Annotated in this window: 16 protein-coding genes; 7 read left to right on the top strand and 9 right to left on the bottom strand. The window is 46.1% G+C overall.

Annotated features, from left to right (window positions below):
• Positions 1–32 precede the first annotated feature (32 nt).
• Complete coding sequence (locus ACYVD4_RS22780) at positions 33–848, top strand: glycosyltransferase (RefSeq protein WP_460949670.1); 816 nt, start codon at positions 33–35, stop codon at positions 846–848.
• Entirely contained in the window at positions 811–2445 is a 1635-nt protein-coding gene (locus tag ACYVD4_RS22785) for a M20/M25/M40 family metallo-hydrolase (RefSeq protein ID WP_460949672.1), read from the top strand. The genes ACYVD4_RS22780 and ACYVD4_RS22785 overlap by 38 nt, the downstream gene beginning before the upstream one ends.
• A gap of 1 nt (position 2446) precedes the next feature.
• Here ACYVD4_RS22785 and ACYVD4_RS22790 read toward each other — a convergent pair whose 3' ends face one another.
• On the bottom strand, positions 2447–3367 hold the full coding sequence (locus ACYVD4_RS22790; RefSeq protein ID WP_460949673.1) for an SDR family oxidoreductase: 921 nt from the start codon (positions 3365–3367) through the stop codon (positions 2447–2449).
• A gap of 94 nt (positions 3368–3461) precedes the next feature.
• On the opposite strand from ACYVD4_RS22790, the gene ACYVD4_RS22795 reads away from it, so the two are divergent.
• Both ACYVD4_RS22795 and ACYVD4_RS22800 read left to right on the top strand, forming a co-directional pair.
• Complete coding sequence (locus ACYVD4_RS22795) at positions 3462–4319, top strand: helix-turn-helix domain-containing protein (protein ID WP_460949674.1); 858 nt, start codon at positions 3462–3464, stop codon at positions 4317–4319.
• Between the two features lie 115 nt (positions 4320–4434).
• A complete protein-coding gene (locus ACYVD4_RS22800; protein WP_460949676.1) occupies positions 4435–4983 on the top strand; it encodes a YceI family protein in 549 nt (182 codons plus the stop codon).
• A gap of 128 nt (positions 4984–5111) precedes the next feature.
• Here ACYVD4_RS22800 and ACYVD4_RS22805 read toward each other — a convergent pair whose 3' ends face one another.
• The 4 genes from ACYVD4_RS22805 to ACYVD4_RS22820 all read right to left on the bottom strand — a co-directional run bounded on the left by ACYVD4_RS22805 (position 5112) and on the right by ACYVD4_RS22820 (position 10693).
• The gene (locus tag ACYVD4_RS22805; RefSeq protein ID WP_460949677.1) at positions 5112–7511 is read right to left on the bottom strand and encodes a gliding motility-associated C-terminal domain-containing protein; all 2400 of its coding nucleotides are present in this window, start codon (positions 7509–7511) and stop codon (positions 5112–5114) included.
• A 351-nt stretch (positions 7512–7862) separates the two neighbouring features.
• Positions 7863–8630, bottom strand: coding sequence for a DUF2490 domain-containing protein (locus ACYVD4_RS22810; protein ID WP_460949679.1), 768 nt, complete (start codon positions 8628–8630; stop codon positions 7863–7865).
• Positions 8572–9261: a DUF4956 domain-containing protein gene (locus tag ACYVD4_RS22815; RefSeq protein ID WP_460949681.1), complete on the bottom strand. Its 690-nt coding sequence runs from the start codon at positions 9259–9261 to the stop codon at positions 8572–8574. The genes ACYVD4_RS22810 and ACYVD4_RS22815 overlap by 59 nt, the downstream gene beginning before the upstream one ends.
• A gap of 4 nt (positions 9262–9265) precedes the next feature.
• On the bottom strand, positions 9266–10693 hold the full coding sequence (locus ACYVD4_RS22820; RefSeq protein ID WP_460949682.1) for a CotH kinase family protein: 1428 nt from the start codon (positions 10691–10693) through the stop codon (positions 9266–9268).
• Between the two features lie 263 nt (positions 10694–10956).
• Here ACYVD4_RS22820 and ACYVD4_RS22825 point away from each other — a divergent pair, with 263 nt between their 5' ends.
• The gene (locus ACYVD4_RS22825) at positions 10957–13428 is read left to right on the top strand and encodes a glycoside hydrolase family 95 protein (RefSeq protein ID WP_460949684.1); all 2472 of its coding nucleotides are present in this window, start codon (positions 10957–10959) and stop codon (positions 13426–13428) included.
• A 67-nt stretch (positions 13429–13495) separates the two neighbouring features.
• Here the strand turns inward: ACYVD4_RS22825 and ACYVD4_RS22830 are convergent, their stop codons facing one another.
• The 4 genes from ACYVD4_RS22830 to ACYVD4_RS22845 form a co-directional block, all read right to left on the bottom strand.
• On the bottom strand, positions 13496–14827 hold the full coding sequence (locus ACYVD4_RS22830) for a DUF4270 family protein (protein ID WP_460949686.1): 1332 nt from the start codon (positions 14825–14827) through the stop codon (positions 13496–13498).
• An 11-nt stretch (positions 14828–14838) separates the two neighbouring features.
• On the bottom strand, positions 14839–15198 hold the full coding sequence (locus ACYVD4_RS22835) for a DUF4907 domain-containing protein (protein ID WP_460949687.1): 360 nt from the start codon (positions 15196–15198) through the stop codon (positions 14839–14841).
• A 5-nt stretch (positions 15199–15203) separates the two neighbouring features.
• Positions 15204–16298, bottom strand: coding sequence for a Kelch repeat-containing protein (locus ACYVD4_RS22840; protein WP_460949688.1), 1095 nt, complete (start codon positions 16296–16298; stop codon positions 15204–15206).
• Positions 16299–16633: 335 nt separating this feature from the next.
• On the bottom strand, positions 16634–18049 hold the full coding sequence (locus ACYVD4_RS22845) for a S41 family peptidase (RefSeq protein ID WP_460950077.1): 1416 nt from the start codon (positions 18047–18049) through the stop codon (positions 16634–16636).
• A gap of 584 nt (positions 18050–18633) precedes the next feature.
• Here ACYVD4_RS22845 and ACYVD4_RS22850 point away from each other — a divergent pair.
• Positions 18634–19164, top strand: coding sequence for a gluconate 2-dehydrogenase subunit 3 family protein (locus ACYVD4_RS22850; protein ID WP_460950078.1), 531 nt, complete (start codon positions 18634–18636; stop codon positions 19162–19164).
• Positions 19165–19231: 67 nt separating this feature from the next.
• On the top strand, positions 19232–20944 hold the full coding sequence (locus ACYVD4_RS22855) for a GMC oxidoreductase (protein ID WP_460949690.1): 1713 nt from the start codon (positions 19232–19234) through the stop codon (positions 20942–20944).
• The last annotated feature ends 24 nt before the right edge of the window (positions 20945–20968 follow it).

The following is a 20968-nucleotide window of genomic DNA, read 5'->3' on the forward strand; positions in this document are numbered from 1 at the left end:
TTCGTTGATTCAGGCAAATTTTTAGTACAGTAATGAAAATTGCAGGTGTAGTTGTTCTTTATAACAATCCCAAAATTGTACAAAATATTGAAACCTATTTATCTCAGATAGATACGCTGTTTATAGTAGATAATTCCGATATATTTCAAGAGCCACTAATCAATGAGCTAAAAAGGAAACCAGCCGTACAATATATCCAAAATGCTGGTAATCAGGGTATCGCTCAGGCTTTGAATCAGGCTGCCGAACGAGCCATCGATCAAGGATACGATTATCTACTAACGATGGACGACGATAGTGGTGCACCGACTAATATGATTGTTGAAATGATGCAATTTATTGAAAGTCAGCCATCCCCAAATCAAATCGGCATTCTGTCGGCAGCCCATGCACGAAGTACGTATCATACGGATAAGCCAACGGCTGTTTTCTATACGATGACGTCTGGAAACCTGCTAAATCTGAAAGCTTATCAGGCGGTTGGCTCTTTTCGGGAAGACTTTTTCATCGACCATGTCGATCATGATTATGGCCTACGGCTTGGTAAGGCTGGCTATACCATTATTGAATTGCCAGGCATACATCTATATCAGCTTGTGGGAGAGCCAGGAAAAAAATGGGGTGTTAACTACGTTTCCCGACAACCTGTAAGGCAGTACTATATGGTGCGTAATGGGTTGATTTTAGTGAAAGAACATCCCGTTTTTATCTATAAAATGGTGAAGCTCCTGATTAAAGAACTGGTTAAAGTAGCCGTTGTACAAACCAATCGCCGTGAACGTATCGGATTCATTATTAGAGGAATAGTTGATGGGATTTCAGGACGATCTGGAAAATACGTTCCTTAAACGGATGGTATTTGGCAAACGATTCATCAATATAGAACTTGTTCAGACGTATACAACCTACCAGAAAATAATGACCATTAAACCAATTTTACTTTTGGGATGTATTGCCACATTTTCGGCTAATGCACAGTCGGCACAGGAACGCGTTCGGCAACATAGAAAAGCGAATGAAACCGCGCTAATGGAAGAATATCGGCAGTTTTTGTCGATTCCGAACGTATCGAGCGATTCGGTGAATATTCGTAGGAATGCGGATTTTATCATGCAGATGATGAAGCAGCGAGGTCTTCAGCCAACGTTGCTCAACGGGCCAAAACCGGGCACAACACCGGCTGTTTTTGCCGAAGTAAACGTACTGGGTGCTCAGAAAACAATCATTTTTTACGCGCATTACGATGGTCAGCCGGTAAACCCAAAGCAATGGGCCGATGGCTTACAACCATTTACGCCTGATTTTATCACGGCACCAGTAGAGCAAGGTGGTAAACTGGTAACGACCTACAAATCAGGTGATACCATCGACCCGAACTGGCGGTTGGTTGGGCGAGGTAGCGCCGATGATAAAGCCGGTGTGATGACCATCCTGAATGCCTATGATGCGCTGAAGAAAAGTGGAATTGCGCCTAAAGTGAATCTGCGATTTTTCTTTGAGGGCGAAGAGGAAGTTGGCTCGACGCATCTGGGCGAAATTTTTGAAAAACACCGCGATAAACTTAAAAGTGATCTCTGGATTATTGCTGATGGTCCCCGGCACGTATCGGGGAAACGTATCGTGCAGTTTGGTGTTCGGGGCGATGTAAATATGCACCTTACAGTCTACGGCCCAAAACGACCGTTGCACAGTGGCAACTACGGTAACTGGGCTCCTAATCCGGCTATGAAACTGGTCAAGTTAATCGCCAGCATGAAAGATGATAACGATAACGTACTTATCAAGGGCTTTTATGATGACGTAGCACCTTTGTCTGCTTCCGAAAAACAAGCACTTTCCAACGTACCAAATATGGAAGCAGCGTTGAAGAAAGAATTGGGCATTGCTCAGCCCGATGGTAACGGTACACCGTTTGTTGAGCTACTAATGCGTCCTACGTTGAATATCAATGGCATTCAGAGTGCTAACGTTGGAGCAATGGCCGGTAACGTGATTCCGGCGAAAGCCGAAGCCGTTCTCGACCTGCGGCTTGTGCGTGGAAACGACGTAGCACGACAGCTTGAGCGCGTTAGGGCACACATTAGGACTCAGGGCTTTCATATCATCGATCATGAACCAACAGATGCCGAACGATTGCAATACCCAAAACTGATCAAAATAACAACCGGACATGGTTATAATGCGCAACGTACCCCGCTTGATTTGCCTATTGCACAATCGGTTATTGCCGCTGTTCAGTCAACCACCGACGAACCCATTGTGATATCGCCATCGTCGGGAGGGAGTTTACCATTGTATTTGTTTGAAAGCGTGCTGAAAGCTAACGTAGTGTCGGTACCGGTTGTGAACTACGACAACAATCAGCACGCAGAGAATGAGAATGTTAAGGTGCAGTATCTGTGGGATGGTATCGAGATTATGGCGTCGATTATGCTCATGAAATAAACTACTGGAACGCTGGGGCATAGTCAAGCGCGAAATCAGCAAACGTTCGCGCTGCTGTACCTGTTACGTCCTGCACTGTCGACGTAGTGGCTGATGCTTCATTACGGCTGTAATGTGCGTAATCTTCCAGTAAACCATCGGCTTGCCATGTAGGAAAACCGACGCCAATAAGCGCTTCCCGCATGGCATCTGCCGGAATGTCGACAAACGTAACGCGCTTACCTAAAACGGACGAAAGCTGGTCGGCTATCTCGCTATGCGTCAACGCTTGTGGGCCTGTGAGGGTGTAGGTTTTCCCTTCGTGACCTGATTCGGTTAAAGTGGCTGCGGTTGCCGCAGCAATATCACGGATGTCGATAAGGCTAATTCGGGCATCACCGATGGTGGCAAAAAACTTGCCCTGTTCGATAATGGATGAACGAAACCCGAGCAGTCCCTGCATAAACAGATTCGGCCTTAAAAACGTAAAATTCATTCCTGATTCCTGAATGACCTGCTCCACAACTGCATGATACCGCAGAAACCGCACAGGAGAATCCGGACTGGCGGCTAGTTGCGACAATTTAACCAGATGCGACAAACCTGCCTGCTTTGCTGTGGCAACAAAACGAAGTTGCTGAGCCTCGGCCTGCTCAGAGGAGTTCGTTAACAGAAAAGCCCGCTTAATTCCTGTCAGGGCTTGTGTAAGAGAGATTGGGTCATTGAAGTCACCTTCAACAAGCTCGGCACCAGTAAGTTCACTAAGTGATTGCGCATTTTTCAAAGAACGCACCATAGCCCGGAAGGGAATACCCTGAGCCGATAGTAGTTTAGTTAATTCGGTACCAATGGCCCCGGTGGCGCCTGTAATAAGAATTGTTGGTACATTGGATTGAGTGACTGTCGACTCAATTTGTGGTGAAGAAATTTCGTTCGTTTTCATGCGATTGACGGCTAAATTTGTTTATATATGCTCTACTAGCATAACAAAGGTCTGACGATTGGCTGGCCGAAAATTGTAAGAAAACGAACGTAGCGTGAACGAGATAGCGACACCGATAAACAGCCAGATCGTTGAGGCCGACAGCCGGCTTGCCATGGTATTCAGCCATTATTACTGCGTTCAGCAGCCACGCCACGCAGCTCCTGTTATTCAGCAACTATTGCCGAATTACGAGATGTTATTGGTGCTGAATTTTGGCGCAGAAATATCTTTTTCGTTGGGAGATAATCAGTATGTACTTCAGCGGACGGCAGTGGTAGGGCCTTTACAAAATCTGCTACGTTACGTAGTACCACCGGCCGCCGATCTGATTGTCGTAAATTTTACCCTAAACGGCTTTTATCGTCTTCTCGGTGTTCCCATGAATCAGTTTAAAGCAACCGATTGGGCAAATGCCGATGTATTGCTGGATGCCACTGGCTTTGAGTGGTTATGGCAGCAGATTGCCTCAATCGATGGGCAGGAAGAACGATTACAACGGATTAGTCAACACATTGCAGCCAATCTGTCGCCTGTTGATGAAGGAGCGTATTCGTTGCTCGATAGTATTCCGTATTTCAACCAGATGCAGATCGATCCTGTCAAAGCGTTGGCTGAACGGCATCAGGTTTCGGCGCGACGTATTCAGGCTCGTTTTCAAACGTATTTGGGGTATTCAGCTAAAGAGCTTATTCGATTTCTGCGCTTCAAGAAAGTAATTAACCATCTCAGCCAACAAACTACAGACTCAATTGACTGGCTGGCAATTGTGCAGGAGTTTGGTTATCACGACCATAGCCATCTAATTAAAGACTTTCAGTATTTTTTAGGAATGACGCCCCGCCGTTTTCTGCGTGAGCTTATGCAGGGTGGCGTTTGTGTCAGTAAATCTGGTAAGTTTTACGGTAGTTGATTTCTGAAATAGATCAGGCAGAATGAAAAAAATTAGAAGGCGGTGAACATTTTTGAAAAATTAAATGTATATACATAAAATGTTAACGTACGAAATTTAAAACACATACATAATCATGGCAACGCAAACAACCGTCGATACTACCTGGGTAATTGACCCAATGCACTCAGAAGTACAATTCAAAGTGAAACACCTTGTTATCTCAACCGTAACGGGTTCGTTTGGTACGTATGAGGGAACAATTAAATCGACGGGCGACGATTTCTCGAACGCAGAAGTTTCATTCTCTGCCGATATCGACAGCATCAATACAGGTAGCGAACAACGAGATGGTCACCTCAAATCAGCTGACTTTTTTGATGCTGCTACGCATCCTAAACTGACGTTCGTATCGACCAGCATGACCAAAACCGGCGATGAGACCTATAAACTTGCTGGCGATCTAACCATTCGCGGAACAACCAAACCTGTTACGTTGAACGTTGAATACGGCGGACAGATGCAGGATTTCTACGGTCAAACAAAAGCTGGCTTTGAAATAAGCGGTACCATCAAACGGAAAGAATTTGGTCTTACGTGGGATGGAGTAACCGAAGCAGGTGGCGTTGTTGTTAGTGACGACGTAAAACTCGTATTGAATATTCAGGTAACGAAGCAGGCTTAAAAAGCATTGAACCAATCTGTTTGGTTAACAAATCTGCTAAACGTTATCGATTGCCCATAAATTAAGAAATTTGATGTACAGAATTCCCTGAGGATCACCTTCTCAGGGAGTTTTTATTTGAAATCGCTTCAGCGAACCAACATCAAACTGCCTCTCAGAATAGGCTTTTCCGGAACGGTACGTACTGTATAAGCATACAGACCGGCTGGTAAAGACGTACCGTTCAACGTACCGTCGAATGGATTATGATATCCCTTATCTGACGAATAAACGATTTCTCCCCACCGATTAAAAACCGTAACGATTGCGTCGGGAAATGCCTCGATACCAGGGAGATCCCAGATATCATTAAGCCCATCGCCATTGGGAGAAAAAGCGTCGGGCACCCACACGCGCGCGTAAACCGTAATATGAATTGTGTCCTTTGTTACGCAACCCGATTTGTTTTGTACAGTTAAGGTATACGTAATGTCGCTCTCGATTTTCATGATCGACGGATTATCTGAGGCCGGATTATCGAGATACGTAGCGGATGCCCATTGAAACTGGTTTGGGCTGCCTGTATAAACAGGATCAAGGGTGAACGTATTGCCGGTATACGTAGTAAGCGAGTCCTTCATCTCTATTGTTGGAATAGGCGCTACGATAGCCATACGCGTTGCAACCGTTCCTCGACATTCGGGAGCCACTTTTACGGTGTAGGTTATCTGGTGATTGCCAACACCAGCTGATTTTGGATCAAACTGATTGTCAAGTACACCCGGCCCCGCAAAAATACCTTCAGATGGGTTTCCTACTAGTGTATAAACAGGGGTGTTAGCTCCACAAACATCAGGAATGGAGTCCATTGTCACCGTAATTGGCGCCAATTGCGTAATGACTACTGGTGCCGAGGTTCCCGTACAGCCAAACAGATCGGTGGCCGTTACCACAAAGCTACCCGGTTGGCTGGTTACGTATTGACCAGCACTTCCGCCTGCCACTACGTTTTCATCGCGTTGCCAGCTATAACTTGTGCCGCCACTGCCAAGTAACTGAAGAGAATCTTGTGGACAGATTCGATTCTGTCCTGTCGATGACTTAATAACGGCCTGTACTGCTGCTGACCGTTCAAGCGATGACGTATCAGTATTGGCTTTACAACCATACGTATTGTAAGTTAAAACGGCCCAGTATCGGCCCGGTTGTTCGGTACGTATCGAATCTGCCGTTTGACCGGCTATTGCCTTCCCATCCCGAAACCATTGATATGTTACGTCGACATCGCCTTTAGCAAGGAGTTGCACTGAACCGGTTGTAGCACATAAATGACCACTTTGGCTCAGACGGGCGGCTGAGCCAATAACATTAACCCGCAAATTTTCTGAATTCCCGGTCTTGCTACAGGCTGCTTTCTGCGAAACCACAACCATGTACTCGCCGGGTTCGCGTACGACCATTGACGAACTCGTCGCACCTGATATATTGATTCCATCCCGACGCCATTGGTAATTCCATGCGTCATTAATCGTTGCCTGCAATGTGGTCGCTTCTCCAAGACATATAGTGGTAGTTTGCTCAGTTGGCGTGCTTCTAAATTGGGCGACTGGGTCTGGAACCGTTTGAGGGGGACATTCGATAACCAGAAACTGAAAATCCCGCCGAACTTCGCCAATTTTCACCCCGTTACGATACTCTTCTACCTTTACCCCAAATACAAATAATCCTAATTTAGTAGCCGTTACCGACAACTGACCTGTCTGCGCATCTACCTCTAGCGTAGGACTTCCCGGAATCGCATTTGTGGCACTAAAGCCTGAAAGCCAGTTTACTTCGGGGTAGGGGCCGCCCGAAAGAATACTCTGCGTGTTCCCATTTCCGTTGCCATTCCCATTTGTCGCTCCTTTTTGATTCAAGGGTGTAACCATTGAATACCGAAGTTCATCACCGTCGGCATCAGTGCCACCAAACGGAAACGTAAAGGGAGCACCCATGCAAATATATTCGCCATTGATGGCTCCAAAATGAGGGGATGAATTTTGAAAATATAAACCGTTTTTCAGAAGCGACGGAAATTCTAGGTAAAACGTAAAGCCAGTTTGATCGGGTGAATTAATGTTGGAAATGGCCGCATTCCGGTTACGCGTCTGATAGGACATATAATAACCCAGATCATCGCTATACGTATTAGGAGCTAACTGAATATCAGCTTCGTAGGTCAGCGCAATAAAGTTCAGTTTTTGCTGGGAGGCACAAAATTCATTGGCATAAATAACTTTTTCCCGGCCGCTGGTTTGGCGAACGACAAAACTGATCATCAGTGAATTATCGCGCTTTCGGTATATTCCTACCGTACCGGACGTGGCCTGACTAGCGGCTCCACGGGTTCCGTCTTCTAGATAATTGGTAACAATAATTCGAAAATGGCCGGGCACATCACCAACCGCCTTCATTTCAATCTGCCCACCAACCTGATGAGTAGCTTGTGATGATAGTGGTATAGCTAACACCAGGAACCATAATAGACTCTGAAAGGTAGAAATGCGCATAAATTTGTCGTTCTAAAATCATCACTCGGTTACTCACTACGACTATGCACTAAACTGAACTTAATTTATACTAAACAATCTGACTCAACTTACAGTAAGCTAAGAACTTACGACTTACTAATTTATACTCAAAACGGCGGAATAGTATGCTGCTTCTTCTCTTTTCTAGCCTGAGAACCCAACTTCAATTCGACGTTCAGACTAAACCCAATAATGTGGTTCGTTTGGGCATGTTTTACTTGTAATTCGGGTGCCATACGTAGTAAGCAGTAAGTGCAACCAGCTTGCTTATATCAACCGAAAGACCCGTTAAATTTTGCCAGAACGTGATACACGCTGAATAAAAATCTGTTAATTCTTCTTTTGGCGAGCATCTATTTTCAGCTTATACGTAACACCGACAATAATTTCGCTGGCTTCGTTGCCGTTGAGTGGTACGTCGTTAAACACGCTTAAATCAATACTATGACGAATTGGCGAACCACTTCGACTTAAGTCGGTGCCTAGGCCCGCCTTCAAACGTACCTGATCGAACAAGCCTTGATTTGTTTCGTCGCCAAGGCGATAAAATAGATCACCCGACACAAACGGACTGAAACGCGAACGGGTGTTCAGCAACAATTCGACTTTGTTACGTAGGTAACTTTTGTCGGCTACTATCCCTTCTGCATCATCTTTAAACTGGTTCTGGTACCGAAGTCGATACTCAAATTTTACAAGTTTGCCCAGCTTATGGTCATACGAAAGCTCGCCATAGAACCGATGATAAGGGCGATAATAATATTCATCGATACTCTTATCGAACCTGCGCCGACCAACGTAGCGATAATAGCCACTCAATTGCCAGTGTTTGTTTAAGTTATACGATAGGCCCAGCTCGCTCAGATAAGCATTAGTAACAGAAATATTGTTGCTGAACCGTAGCTGACTATTTCCCTGTATCGAAAACGCTTTCGAGAGTTTTAGCTCGGCACTAACGCCCGTCCAGAGACCCATTGTGCCCGTCTGCGCCCAACCTGAAGAAATTATCAGAGAGAAAAAGCCTAGCGATAACAGCCATTTATTCGGCCACAATAGCCTGCTGAATTGCTGCTTTTGGGGGAGTGGTAGACGTAGCATGAATGATTTGATTAGCGTAGTAATACATGATGAGTTGTACCGATTCTTTCACGAAGTCGATGCTTTGAATTTCGATCCGGTGAACAGGAAGTCCTGTACGAAGCTGTAATTCCGTTAGTAGCGCTGTGAGCTTTTCAGGACGGATGTGATCGATACGGTCGTAATTGATGACCTTACTCAGTTCCCGTTGAAACAACAAATTACTTTCGAGCAGTTGAACGCTTCCCAGGATCAGTACATCGATGCATACCAGCGCAAACCAGCCGCCCTGACTGATTGCCGAAATCAGCCCAATCGAAATCACCATAAACAGATACGTCATATCCTTAGCCGAAATTCCCTGCGTTCGGTAACGTAGCATTGAAAAGACAGCGAACAACCCGAAAGCGGCTCCAATCGACATCTGCACCTGATTGAGCAGGTACGTAATCAGGAAGATGACGAAGTTGAAGCCGAAGAACGTCAGAAACAGGTCCGACCGACGGTAAATAGGGTAGTAGACTAGACGAATCAATAACCCGACTGCCACTACGTCGAGAACGATACGTATCAGAAAATCGCTGGAAAACGAATCCAGCCCTCCGAAATGATGAATAATATCGGGCGTAACAGGAACTTGCAGAAAGAGCATAGGATTATCTTAGAAAAGCATTAACGGCCTGATTACGAGTTATTACATGACTTTTGAGTGCGGTAATAGCTGTGGTGAAGTCGGTAGTGCTGTTCAGATACGAATACGGTTTCTGTTCTGATTCGGCCCCGGTTACGTAAGGTGCAATCAGGTTGTAATTCTGGTCGATGAGGTTATTCATATTGGCCGTTGTAAACACCATTTCCGTAAATTTTTTAACGTACTGCTTGTATTTGGCGTAGTAAACCGGGTCCTGTGCTACGTAGCGAATCAACGGCCAGCCTGTGCCAACTTCGGTCATTTCGAGCGATACGGCCCGGTTGCTCATACCGCCGTTATTTCCGCCCATATTACCACCACCTCCCGACGTATTGGTCATCGACATATTATGGTCCCATGGAATCCAGGTTAGTTTGCTGGTGGGGGAGTTGTATAGGTAATAATTGTGCGCCATCGCCCCATACGAATCCCAATTGACAATCGTGTTGTTGACAGCCAGATATTTCAGAAAATGGTCTACGTTAAATGTCTGCTCCAGATTGCTGCGCCAGTTGGTTGCATCGGTGGTTCGGTTAGTGGCATTAAGAGCGTTGATAAAAGCCTGTACGTCAGAATAATCGGCTTTCGTTTCGTTGTTTTTCTTCTCGAATTGACTCTGAATGAAGCTTTGGAAAGATGATTCGGGCTTATAGATATTTCCCTTCTTCTCCCCATACTGCGTTTTCACCATCGTATCATCAATCACCTCAACCATGGTATACACTCCGCAGTATTTTTTGCCCGCTCCGAAGTCAATATATACTCGATAGAAAGCCGTCTGAGCGGCTGGTACGCCTGCCTGCCGGAAAATGTCGGCAACAATTTTCTCACGTAACAGTGAATTGTCGCTATAGCCTGGCGACATACTCAACTCTTTAAAACCGTAATAGCGCTGGTTGTCAATCTCTGGATGTGTATCTTCGAATTCGTCCATTTTCAGTCGAAACGGCAATTTGTACGTACCCGAACGCCAGGCTGATGAAAGGCTCGAATTACCTTTAAGCCGGAAACCGACATTTTCCCATAGTTTCCCATTGATACGAACGGGAAGTGCTACGTAAGCTGGATCTTGCCCGAAACCACCGCCACCACCCGGATTCCCACCTGGATTACCGTTGCTGCCACTGTTAGTGCCAAAATTGCCCCACGATTTGGCCGCCATATCAGTCTGAATCGACTGCCATTGGGTAGCGGTCATAGTTATTTCTAGAGTCTTAACTTCGGTTTGTGAGAAAGCTACGGCATAGTTCGGTTCCGCATCGCCCCCGTGCGATTCGGCTGTCCAGTCGGCATTTGTAGTACTGCCGGTACCATCGGGGTCAGGGCTTTTGGGTTGGCATGAAAATCCTATCCACAGCAAAGCTGCGATGCAGGAAAACTTGATCAGATGCATAGTGGTGTCGTAGCCTGATTCGTGGCTTTTCTGCTAATACGCTATAGTGTACTGATACGTTGCAATGGCCTAACTACGTGCGGTGAATTGCCAGAAAGTGCCGGAGAATAATCGGAGAAATTAGATATTACCGTAACGAATGAAATTTACATACTATTTATTGGAAGAGAAATACGGGCTGACTGATGATAAATTCAGCCATTTTTTCTTTATCGTTACGTTGCCTTAGTTATGTTTTATGGCAATTGATACGTACCGTTTTTATGAAACAATTTTGTTTACTTGTTTTCGCGCTTACTTGTTCACGAATAGGGTTTTCCCCGTCGAATCTGAAACTATGGTATAAGCAACCTGCTTCCATCTGGACCGAAGCGTTACCCGTTGGAAATGGACGTATCGGGGCAATGGTTTTTGGGGGCGTCGAGGAAGAATTGATTCAACTAAATGAATGTACATTATGGTCGGGGGGGCCTGTAAGCGGTCCCGTAAATCCCGAATCTCCAACCTATCTGCCTCAAGTACGTCAGGCACTGGAACGGGAAGAATATAGTGAGGCTGTAGCACTTGTAAAGAACATGCAGGGGCTATATACACAGTCATATCTGCCGTTAGGTGACCTGATTATCAGACATAACCTAAAAGGAGCAACTCCCACTACGTATCACCGCGACCTCGATATTCAGAAAGCGATTGCTACTACGCGCTTCACGGCAAACGGAACCGAATTTACTCGCGAAATCTTTACATCCGCTCCTGATCAGCTCATGGTTATTCGTCTGAGAGCCAGCAAACCGGGGCAACTAAGTTTCGATGCCACAACCCGGAGTCAGTTACGTTTCCAGAACGTAGCAAGTAACAGTGCTGAATGGATAATGAAAGGAAAAGCCCCGGCGCAGGTTGATCCTAATTATTACAATCCGAAAGATCGCGAACACGTAATTTATGAGGACGTAGCGGGTTGTAAAGGCATGCGTTTTCAACTGCGAATGAAAGCCATAAACAAAGGCGGTACGTTACAAAGCGATACGTCGGGAATTCACGTTCGGAATGCATCGGAAGTGCTGTTACTAGTGACGGCCACAACCAGTTTCAACGGGTATGACAAATGCCCTGATAAAGACGGGAAAGATGAAAACAAACTCGCTGAAGAGATAATACGTAGAGCCATTGGTAGTGATTTTCAAACGTTATTGAATCGACACGTAGCAGATTATCAGAAATATTTTAACCGTTTTTCGCTTCAGATTACCGATACAATTGCGAATAATTCAAACGCAGCGCTGCCTTCAGATCAACGCTTGCTCGGTTATACGAAAGGTGCTTATGATCCGGGTCTTGAGACGCTTTATGGGCAATATGGTCGTTATCTGTTGATTTCAAGCTCGCGGGTGCCGGGCGTTCCGGCTAATCTTCAGGGAATCTGGAACAAAGAACTGCGAGCACCCTGGAGTTCTAATTATACCATCAATATCAATACGCAGATGAACTACTGGCCGGTAGAAGTTACAAATCTGTCGGAAATGCACTGGCCGTTGCTGAGTTTCCTTGGCTCTCTGGCGAAAAACGGCAAAATGACCGCTAAGGAGTTTTACAATATGCGTGGATGGGTTGCCCACCATAACACCGATATCTGGGCAATAGCAAATCCTGTAGGAGACAAAGGGCAGGGCGACCCGAAATGGGCGAACTGGAATCAGGGCGCAGGCTGGTTATGTCAGCACTTGTGGGAGCATTATCGGTTTACGGGTGATAAAAAATTTCTGAAGGAAACGGCTTATCCGCTCATGAAAGGTGCCGCCGAATTTTACCTTGACTGGCTGATCGAAGATAAAGAAGGTTACCTGATTGTATCGCCATCGGTATCGCCCGAAAATGATTTTATCGACGCAAAAGGAAAACCATCACCGATTTCGGTAGCTACGACGATGGACATGTCGATTATCTGGGATTTATTCACCAACCTGATCGATGCGTCGGCCGTATTAAATTTAGAGCCGGATTTTCGACAACTATTGACCGAGAAACGCAAAAAAATGTATCCGCTTCATATTGGTCGTAAAGGGAATTTGCAGGAATGGAATAAAGATTGGGAAGATGTTGACCCGCAACATCGGCACGTATCGCACTTGTTCGGGCTACACCCGGGTCGACAAATAGCGCCAATCACTACGCCAGATTTTGCGGCTGCGGCCAAAAAAACGCTCGAAATGCGAGGTGATGCCGGAACTGGCTGGAGCCGCGCCTGGAAAATCAATTTCTGGGCAAGATTGCTCGATGGAAACCATGCTTACCGACTGTTACGTGAATTACTGACTTACACAAGCCAGTCAGGTGTGAATATGAGTCAGGGGGGCGGTACGTATCCAAATTTCTTCGACGCGCACCCACCATTTCAAATTGATGGCAACTTTGGTGGAACTGCTGGTATTGCTGAAATGCTGATTCAGAGCCATTTAAATGATATTCATTTGCTGGCAGCTTTGCCCGATGCCTGGAAAGATGGGAACGTAACAGGACTGAAAGCACGTGGCGGATTTACTGTGGATATGAGCTGGAAAAACCGTCGGCTAACATCCGCAAAAGTTAGCTCATTGACGGGCGATGTTTGCCGAATCCGAACAAGCAGACCCATTGAAGTTAAAGACGTAAAGGTGCAATCGAAACAAACGGAAACTGGCTACGTTACGTCGTTCCCAACCCAAAAAGGAAAAGCATACGTAGTGACAGGGTTATAAAAATGAAAACGGGCAGACCTATTGGCTGCCCGTTTTCATTTCCTGTTTATTCCGAAAAAGCACTACGTTAGATTCCCGACGTAATGAATAATTTCAACTGTAGCCGCTCGTTTGCCTTAAAACGGTCGCCGATAGCAACACGCTGAATCAGCGAACGTAGCGAAGGAGCTGCTCCATTGGCATCAATTGGCAGGGTAAGAAGCATCGAACGATTCGATGTTTTACGCTTAATAATCTGACCGATGTAATAGGTTAGATCGAAGGCGTAATAATTGGCCTGCGTTAGGGCGTTTGGGTCATACACATACGTACTCACAGCCTGAGTGCCACCCGTTGTTCCACCGGGTACGCCTGACAAGATTTCGTTCTGGTTATTACCGAAATAAAGAGAAAGCTGTGTTGGTGGTGCATAATTATCGCGGAAATCACGACGGATAGGCCCCAACACAAGTACAGCACTGTTTAAATCAGCAAATTTGTCAGGCCGGGGAAAGTCGTTCAGATACGGTAACTCAATACGTGTCTGGATGCCAGCACCTGGAATAACGAATGTAGAATTGCCTGTTTGTTGGCTACTTATAGCATCCGATTTATTTTTTAAACCGCTCAGTGGGCTTCCAGTAAAGTCACGCTGTAACTGTGTGAAGTGCATAGCACCAAATGGAAACTGAATTGAGCTAGACGATGTACTTACGTCGGTGCCAGACGTATTGTGGTAATACAGACGTAGCCCACTGCCTGTAGCAGCCGCTGCAAATCCAACAAAGGCATTTGTTCTGGAAGAACCTGTAAAAGCGAATCCAGTCAGGAAATTGTTTAGCGTATTCGCATCGGAGATTTCGTTTTTAATCAGTTTGTCGAAAAATGTACGGGAAAGTGCATCGGGCAAACGGAGTCGAATTTGTTTCGTACGGCTATTCGGTTGAGGAATAACGGTTGCCTGCAAAAATGGCGTGGCTTCGTAATCTACCGAACTCGTGTTATAATAAACCTGACTTGGAAGTACTTTATTTAAGCGATGTACATTAACTGTAAAAGCCGAAGTTGTATCGCCGAAAGCAAATGAATAGCCTAACTCAAGTACCAGCGAATCGAACTGAAAGACCGTCTGGTCGGCCAGTGGATTGTTGTTGAAATCGAGTGTCGTAAAGGTTCGTGCTGTCAGTTTTCCCGTTTGTGGGTCAGACCAGCCTCCTACAACCAAATCCGCATCACCCCAAGTCGGAAACGAATCCGACCGCATTACCGTAGCGGATTGAACCGTCACAGAATCAACGGATTGGATCAGCATTTGCTGAGGATTAATGACTGACTGTCCAATATCGAGTGACCCCGATTGACAGGCAGATAAAAATATACCGGTGAGCAAAAGCAAACCGGCGTACCAGCAAGTACGCATAAGCAAATAATTCAGGGAATCTGGACGCCTAACTGGCGTAATTCATCATTCGTTAACGTAGGCATGGCCTGCGTCTGTTCTATTTTCTCTACTACCCGTTCGCCAACCCGGCGCGCTTGTTCCTTACTACTAAAACCGACGATACCCGATTGCCCCGGTATCGTCGGCTGATGAATGAATAGCGTACCGTTATTTAAAATGTCGTATCCCCAGCCCCCCGGTGTTTTTATCACCTGAACTGCATAGTGCGGTTGGCGCTGATAGATAAAAATAGCGGTCAGAATAGCCAGAACTGTCAGCAGTAGCAATAATCCGATTCGGACAAGTTTAGTCTTCGACCGAGGCCCGTTATTGTTTGCCACTGCAGACATCCGTATTATTCAGTTACCTGCTCGATAGTAGGATCAAACGCCCAGATGTCGTCATAACGAGCCGAGCCGCTGCCACCTGTTGTTACGTACCCTTTTCCGCTGATCGAAAAACCAACGGCGTAAGCGCGGGCACTACCTTCAAATGTACCTAAAGTAGCCCAGGTATCTGTAGCAGGATTATACTGCCATACATCTTTCACGTTGCTATCACCTAAGGTTAGATAGCCGTAGCTGCCAATAGAAAAGCCAACACCATAACTCCGGGCAATGGCCGATTGGTCGGTAATAAAGTCAGCTTTTTGAGTCCACAAATCCTGAGCAGGATCGTATACATACCAGTCTTTCTGAGGAACCCCGTTGTTATTACCTGTGCCGACATAGGCTTTATTGTCGATAACAAACGCAATGGCACCAATTCGTTTCGCACCACCGTAGCTGGCTACTTTAGTCCAGGCATTAGTGGCCGGATCGTACGAATACATGTCTTTCAGGTAATTACCGTCAAAGCCTGTTGTTACGTAGCCTTTGTTGCCAATTGTAAAGGCTGTTGCTGCCTGACGAGCTGTGCCCGTGAAATCAGCTATTTTTTTCCACGTATTGGCAGTTGGATCGTATTCCCAGAAATCAGCTTTGCGATTGCTGTTTACATCAACACCCGTTCCGAGATATCCTTTAGAACCTACTGAAAAACCAACGGCTGCATAACGGGCTCCACCACCATAGTTAGCTTTTTGAGTCCAGGCATTACGAGCTGGATCGTAGGCCCAGAAATCCTGTAAGCGTTCGTTGCTGGTATTAGTACCCGTGCCCATATAGGCAATGTTATTAATCACAAATCCACTGGCTTGATATCGTGCAACTCCTTCAAGGTCCGACCGTTTTACCCAGTCGCCGAGTGTCGATACAGTACTGCTTGAGCCATTACAACCAACTAGTACGCTAGCCCAGCCCAGGCAGAGCACGCCCAATGCCCAGTTGATACGTTGGTTCCGGCGATGATTTTGAGGTGTTTGACCGGTGGGTAAGAGAGCTGTCTCTGAGGATATAGATTTCGGCGTAGATTCAGTTGCCGAAAAAAATCGAAATGGGAAATGAATCATGAAAGTTAGCGTGTACAAAAAAAACTGAAACGTAAAGTTATACCAATTTGCGTTAAGAACGATGTTTTTACTCTTCCTGCCCGAAACCACTGCGTTGAAGAAGCCACGTAGCAAACTGAATTTATTGGCTTCAGATGCTGGCAGGATGCACCTGATTAAGTAATCTCGTCTGGCAAAATTACGCCAAATGCCTGTTAGTTAATAACGTGTTGGTGTCATAAAAATTCTTAATTGTTGTTGTCATTGTATGAATTAGACCGAAAAACCGGAACGACTACAACACAAAGACCCTCTTTGTGCCGTAGTCGTTGGAAAATGTTCCGTTATTGAAAAACTTACAGATTCAACGTTTTAAGTGCCCGAACCATGGAATGATTACCGGCTTTGCGCTGAATCGAAGAACCCACCGACGGTAACGTATTGCCTGATGCAATTCCCTGCCGTCCTGTCGTAGCACTACCCGTTATCTGATTCAGGGCAGTACGTAGCATAGCTTCGTTGGTATCGCCCAATTGTAATAAGTTGAGGGGCTCGTCTACTTCTATAGAAGGTTTGAAGCCTGTAGCATAATCCGACTGCCCCAGACTGTTATACGATTTAAAGACTATGGGTTGCATACCCCACTTGATCTTACCCGAATCGTCGCTTATGGTAATAGAACCCACATTTTTACCATACGTAGTGCTACCAATCGTAGTAACTGTCATGTACGGACGTAGTCCATTAATGATTAGCTCGCTGGCTGAAGCAGTATGATCGGTCGTCAGCACAAACACGCGGGAGAGACTACCACCGATATTCTGGGCTTTCGTGAGAAAATTCTGGGTGAAAAAGCTGCTGCCGTATTCGCGTTGCAGTTGAGGCATTAACGTAGCATTCCATTCTTCCCGAAAATACAACGTATTAGAACTAACGCCTTTGCCAATCAGACTGGCCAGATTAGCCGACGACGATGTATAACCGCCCGGATTATACCGTAAATCCAGCACAAGCTCGTTAACACCTTTGGCCTTGAAATCACTAAAAACGGCATCTACCTGTGCATCGTATTCGTCAGCACTGCTGCCATTGGCGCCCGGCACAAACTGATTATAGACCAGATAACCGACTCTTTTGCTGCCCACAGTGTAAACCGAATCAAGAAAGACCGGATTTTCCTGAAAAACCGTAGCCGTTACCGTCCGGGTCTGATCTGAATCGACGAGCGATTGTCCGCTCATCGTAGCGAACCCAAATGTATACGTAGTACCCGAAAACAACAGATTCCCATAATTTGTCGTATTCAGCCCTTGTCCGTTCACTTTCGAAATAATGTCGCCCCGTTTTATGCCGGCCTTTTCGGCTGGTGAGCCCGGTAATACGTACAATACCTGTGCAATCACATCTGAACTGCCCGACGACCGAAGGTAAAGATTATACTCCATGCCCGTAGTTGTGGTTTGTCCACTCAGACTGGCCTGAAGATCACTGGCACTTTCCTGTATCCACGAAAAACGGTCGCCATTGGGGTTCGTTGTTACGTCGTATTTGTTAAGGAGTGACTCGAAGAATGCATCTGGCGTCAGCGTCTTATCTGGATTGGCCGGAATTTTATCGTTCCAGTAATACACCTCCTTCATGTTTTCCAGAATCCAGTCGTTTATCGTCTGATTATCTGACGTTGATGTACTGGTATTCGTTTGCGGAGGAACGTCATCGGCTACGGGCTTTTGGCAGGAAGAAAGAGAAATTATAAACCCGGCCAGAACCATTCCGAGCAATGATTTTATCGATCGATGACAATTGAGGTTTGTGCGCATACGTTTCATAACTGGTTGTTCCATAGAGTTAATCGAATAATTAAATCGGTGAACTTATACACTCTTACGTAGTTAGTAGACGGTTTGTTGCATGTACTGGTTACGTCGGTTGTGATTTAATACCTATTTAACAGACCGAGGCAGCCTGTTAAGGTTTCCGGAATGGTTGGGAAATACGCCTGAAAACGTGAGAGTAGCAGTAGGAAATAAGCGCTCGGTGAATAGATAACTCACTGATTTGCAGGAAATGAAATGCGTGAGTTGTTGCACACAAGTAAAACACACGGATAAGGCTGAACGTTCGTTTTTTTGCCGAAATATTGATGCTTTATATGAATAAATCGCTTACCAAAATCAACTCAAAAATTTTGCCCGATTTCTATGGAAAACAGACGCTACGTTGCTCACATATCGGTGGTATTTCTGTCTTCATAGCAGGGTAAACGCGCTAAAATATGACTGTTTGTGAGTATATTTGGCAGAATAAACATAACTAAAACAAGCAATCGGTGGAAAGACGTAACGCGCTGAAAGCGATGGTCGGTACCGTTGGCGGATTGATAAGTCTGCCTGCCTGGGCCAATTGCTGGACAACTGAAACGGTTCGTTTGGGCCGACAAATTTTATCCAGCGCTCAGGCCGAAGTCCTGACCGAAATGGTCGAAACAATTATTCCGGCTACCGATACGCCGGGAGCTAAAGCGCTGAATATTCATCAGTTTGTTCAGAAAATGATAGCCGACTGCTACGAACCGAAAGCGCAGGATACATTCCGAAGCGGTCTTGATTCGTTAGATAGCTGGGCGCAGAAATCGTTTGGTAAGTCGTTTCGTGAGGGAGACGTAGCACAACGGACGGGCTTGTTGGCACAACTGTCGAAGTCGGACGATGCGGCTCAGAAAGATTTTTATTCGGTGGTGAAAGCGCTTACTGTTCGGGGGTATATGACCTCGGAATATGTAATGACCAACCTGACGAATTACCAGTTCATTCCCGGTCATTACAACGGCTGTGTGCCTGTGAAGAAAAAAACTGTTGATCAATCCAAACAAGTTAAGAGTCGTTAGTCATTAGCCTCCGGTCGGACGTAACAACGTAGCGACTACTAACTTTTGACTCCCGATTATCAAACCTATGTCTTATCTAAATATTGATGCTCAGGCGCTTAATACCTACGATGCCATTGTAGTTGGTTCGGGTATAAGCGGAGGCTGGGCTGCCAAAGAGCTGACGGGAAAGGGGTTACGTACGCTGGTTCTCGAGCGTGGACGTGATGTTCGGCACGTAACAGACTATCCGACTACCAACAAGCAGCCGTGGGAGTTTGAACACCGAAATCAGCTTCGGCGTGAGGTGAAGGAAGCCAACCCGATTATCAGTAAGTGTTATGCTTTCTATGAAGGTACCGAACAGTTTTTCGTGAAAGACGCCGAACACCCGTACGTTCAGGAAAAACCGTTCGACTGGATTCGTGGCTATCAGGTGGGTGGAAAATCGCTGATGTGGGCACGGCAAACCCAACGCTGGAGCGACTTCGATTATCAAGGCCCCGCCCGCGATGGATTTGCTGTCGACTGGCCAATTCGCTACGCGGATATTGCTCCGTGGTATAGCTACGTAGAGAAATTCGCGGGTATTACCGGGAATAAAGACGGCATTGCTACGTTACCCGACGGCGAGTTTTTACCCCCACACGAGTGGAACTGCGTGGAGAAACATTTTCAGCAGAAAATAGCCGCTCGTTACAAAGATCGGCCCGTTATTATGGGTCGTGCTGCTCACATTACACAACCTCAGCCCATTCATTATCAGCAGGGTAGAGCTCAGTGTCAGCATCGGACTATTTGCGAGCGGGGATGTCCGTTTGGGGGCTATTTTAGTAGTAATTCATCTACAATTCCGTGGGCGGCTAAAACTGGGAAGATGACGCTACGTCCGAACTCGGTGGTGCATTCGATTATTTACGACGAGAAGAAAGGTCGCGCTACGGGCGTACGTGTGGTTGATACCGAAACTAAACAAATGCAGGAATTCTACGCCCGTATTATTTTCCTCAATGCAGCCGCGCTGAATTCCAACCTCGTTCTGTTGAACTCAACCTCGAATCGGTTCCCGAACGGTCTTGGCAACGATAGTGGTGTATTGGGTAAATACGTAGCATTTCACAATTATAGGGCGGGTATTACGGGTGAATTTGACGGCTTTCTCGATTCGACAACAGATGGGCGTCGGCCAAATGGCCCTTACATTCCCCGGTTCCGCAACGTATTGAAGCAGGAAACCAATTTCCTGCGAGGTTATGCGGCTGGTTTTTCGGCTGGCCGAATTTCCCGATCTGATCAGAGTGGAGTAGGGGCCGATTTGAAAGAGAGTTTGCTGAATCCCAAACTGGGCGGCTGGCATGTTGGCTCGCACATGATGGGCGAAACCATCCCGAAAGAAACCAACTACGTAGCACTCGATTCATCGCTGAAAGATCCGTTCGGTATTCCTCAATTAAAAATCTCGGTTGCCTACGACGACAACGACGATAAAATGGTGAAGGATTATCAGGAGCAGATGACCGAAATGTTTACCGAAGCTGGTTTCAAAAATATCCGCCTTCGCGACGACAACCGGAACCCCGGCCTGGATATTCACGAAATGGGTGGTGCTCGGATGGGAAAAGATCCTAAAACGTCGATTCTGAACAAATGGAATCAGATGCACCACTGCAAAAACGTATTCGTCACCGACGGTGCCTGTATGACATCAACGTCCACACAAAACCCGTCGTTAACCTATATGGCTCTCTCCGCTCGCGCAGCCGATTATGCCGTGAAAGCGATGAAGAAAGGTCTGGTTTAAATGCAAAATGTACAATGTACAATG

Source organism: Spirosoma daeguense (genome assembly GCF_054776875.1).

Bases quoted from the DNA above. Each gene is read 5' to 3' on its own strand.
- ACYVD4_RS22780 (WP_460949670.1), top strand. From the start codon at position 33: ATGAAAATTGCAGGTGTAGTTGTTCTTTATAACAATCCCAAAATTGTA.
- ACYVD4_RS22785 (WP_460949672.1), top strand. From the start codon at position 811: ATGGGATTTCAGGACGATCTGGAAAATACGTTCCTTAAACGGATGGTA.
- ACYVD4_RS22790 (WP_460949673.1), bottom strand. From the start codon at position 3,367: ATGAAAACGAACGAAATTTCTTCACCACAAATTGAGTCGACAGTCACT.
- ACYVD4_RS22800 (WP_460949676.1), top strand. From the start codon at position 4,435: ATGGCAACGCAAACAACCGTCGATACTACCTGGGTAATTGACCCAATG.
- ACYVD4_RS22805 (WP_460949677.1), bottom strand. From the start codon at position 7,511: ATGCGCATTTCTACCTTTCAGAGTCTATTATGGTTCCTGGTGTTAGCT.
- ACYVD4_RS22810 (WP_460949679.1), bottom strand. From the start codon at position 8,630: ATGCTACGTCTACCACTCCCCCAAAAGCAGCAATTCAGCAGGCTATTG.
- ACYVD4_RS22815 (WP_460949681.1), bottom strand. From the start codon at position 9,261: ATGCTCTTTCTGCAAGTTCCTGTTACGCCCGATATTATTCATCATTTC.
- ACYVD4_RS22820 (WP_460949682.1), bottom strand. From the start codon at position 10,693: ATGCATCTGATCAAGTTTTCCTGCATCGCAGCTTTGCTGTGGATAGGA.
- ACYVD4_RS22825 (WP_460949684.1), top strand. From the start codon at position 10,957: ATGAAACAATTTTGTTTACTTGTTTTCGCGCTTACTTGTTCACGAATA.
- ACYVD4_RS22830 (WP_460949686.1), bottom strand. From the start codon at position 14,827: ATGCGTACTTGCTGGTACGCCGGTTTGCTTTTGCTCACCGGTATATTT.
- ACYVD4_RS22835 (WP_460949687.1), bottom strand. From the start codon at position 15,198: ATGTCTGCAGTGGCAAACAATAACGGGCCTCGGTCGAAGACTAAACTT.
- ACYVD4_RS22840 (WP_460949688.1), bottom strand. From the start codon at position 16,298: ATGATTCATTTCCCATTTCGATTTTTTTCGGCAACTGAATCTACGCCG.
- ACYVD4_RS22845 (WP_460950077.1), bottom strand. From the start codon at position 18,049: ATGGTTCTGGCCGGGTTTATAATTTCTCTTTCTTCCTGCCAAAAGCCC.
- ACYVD4_RS22850 (WP_460950078.1), top strand. From the start codon at position 18,634: ATGGTCGGTACCGTTGGCGGATTGATAAGTCTGCCTGCCTGGGCCAAT.
- ACYVD4_RS22855 (WP_460949690.1), top strand. From the start codon at position 19,232: ATGTCTTATCTAAATATTGATGCTCAGGCGCTTAATACCTACGATGCC.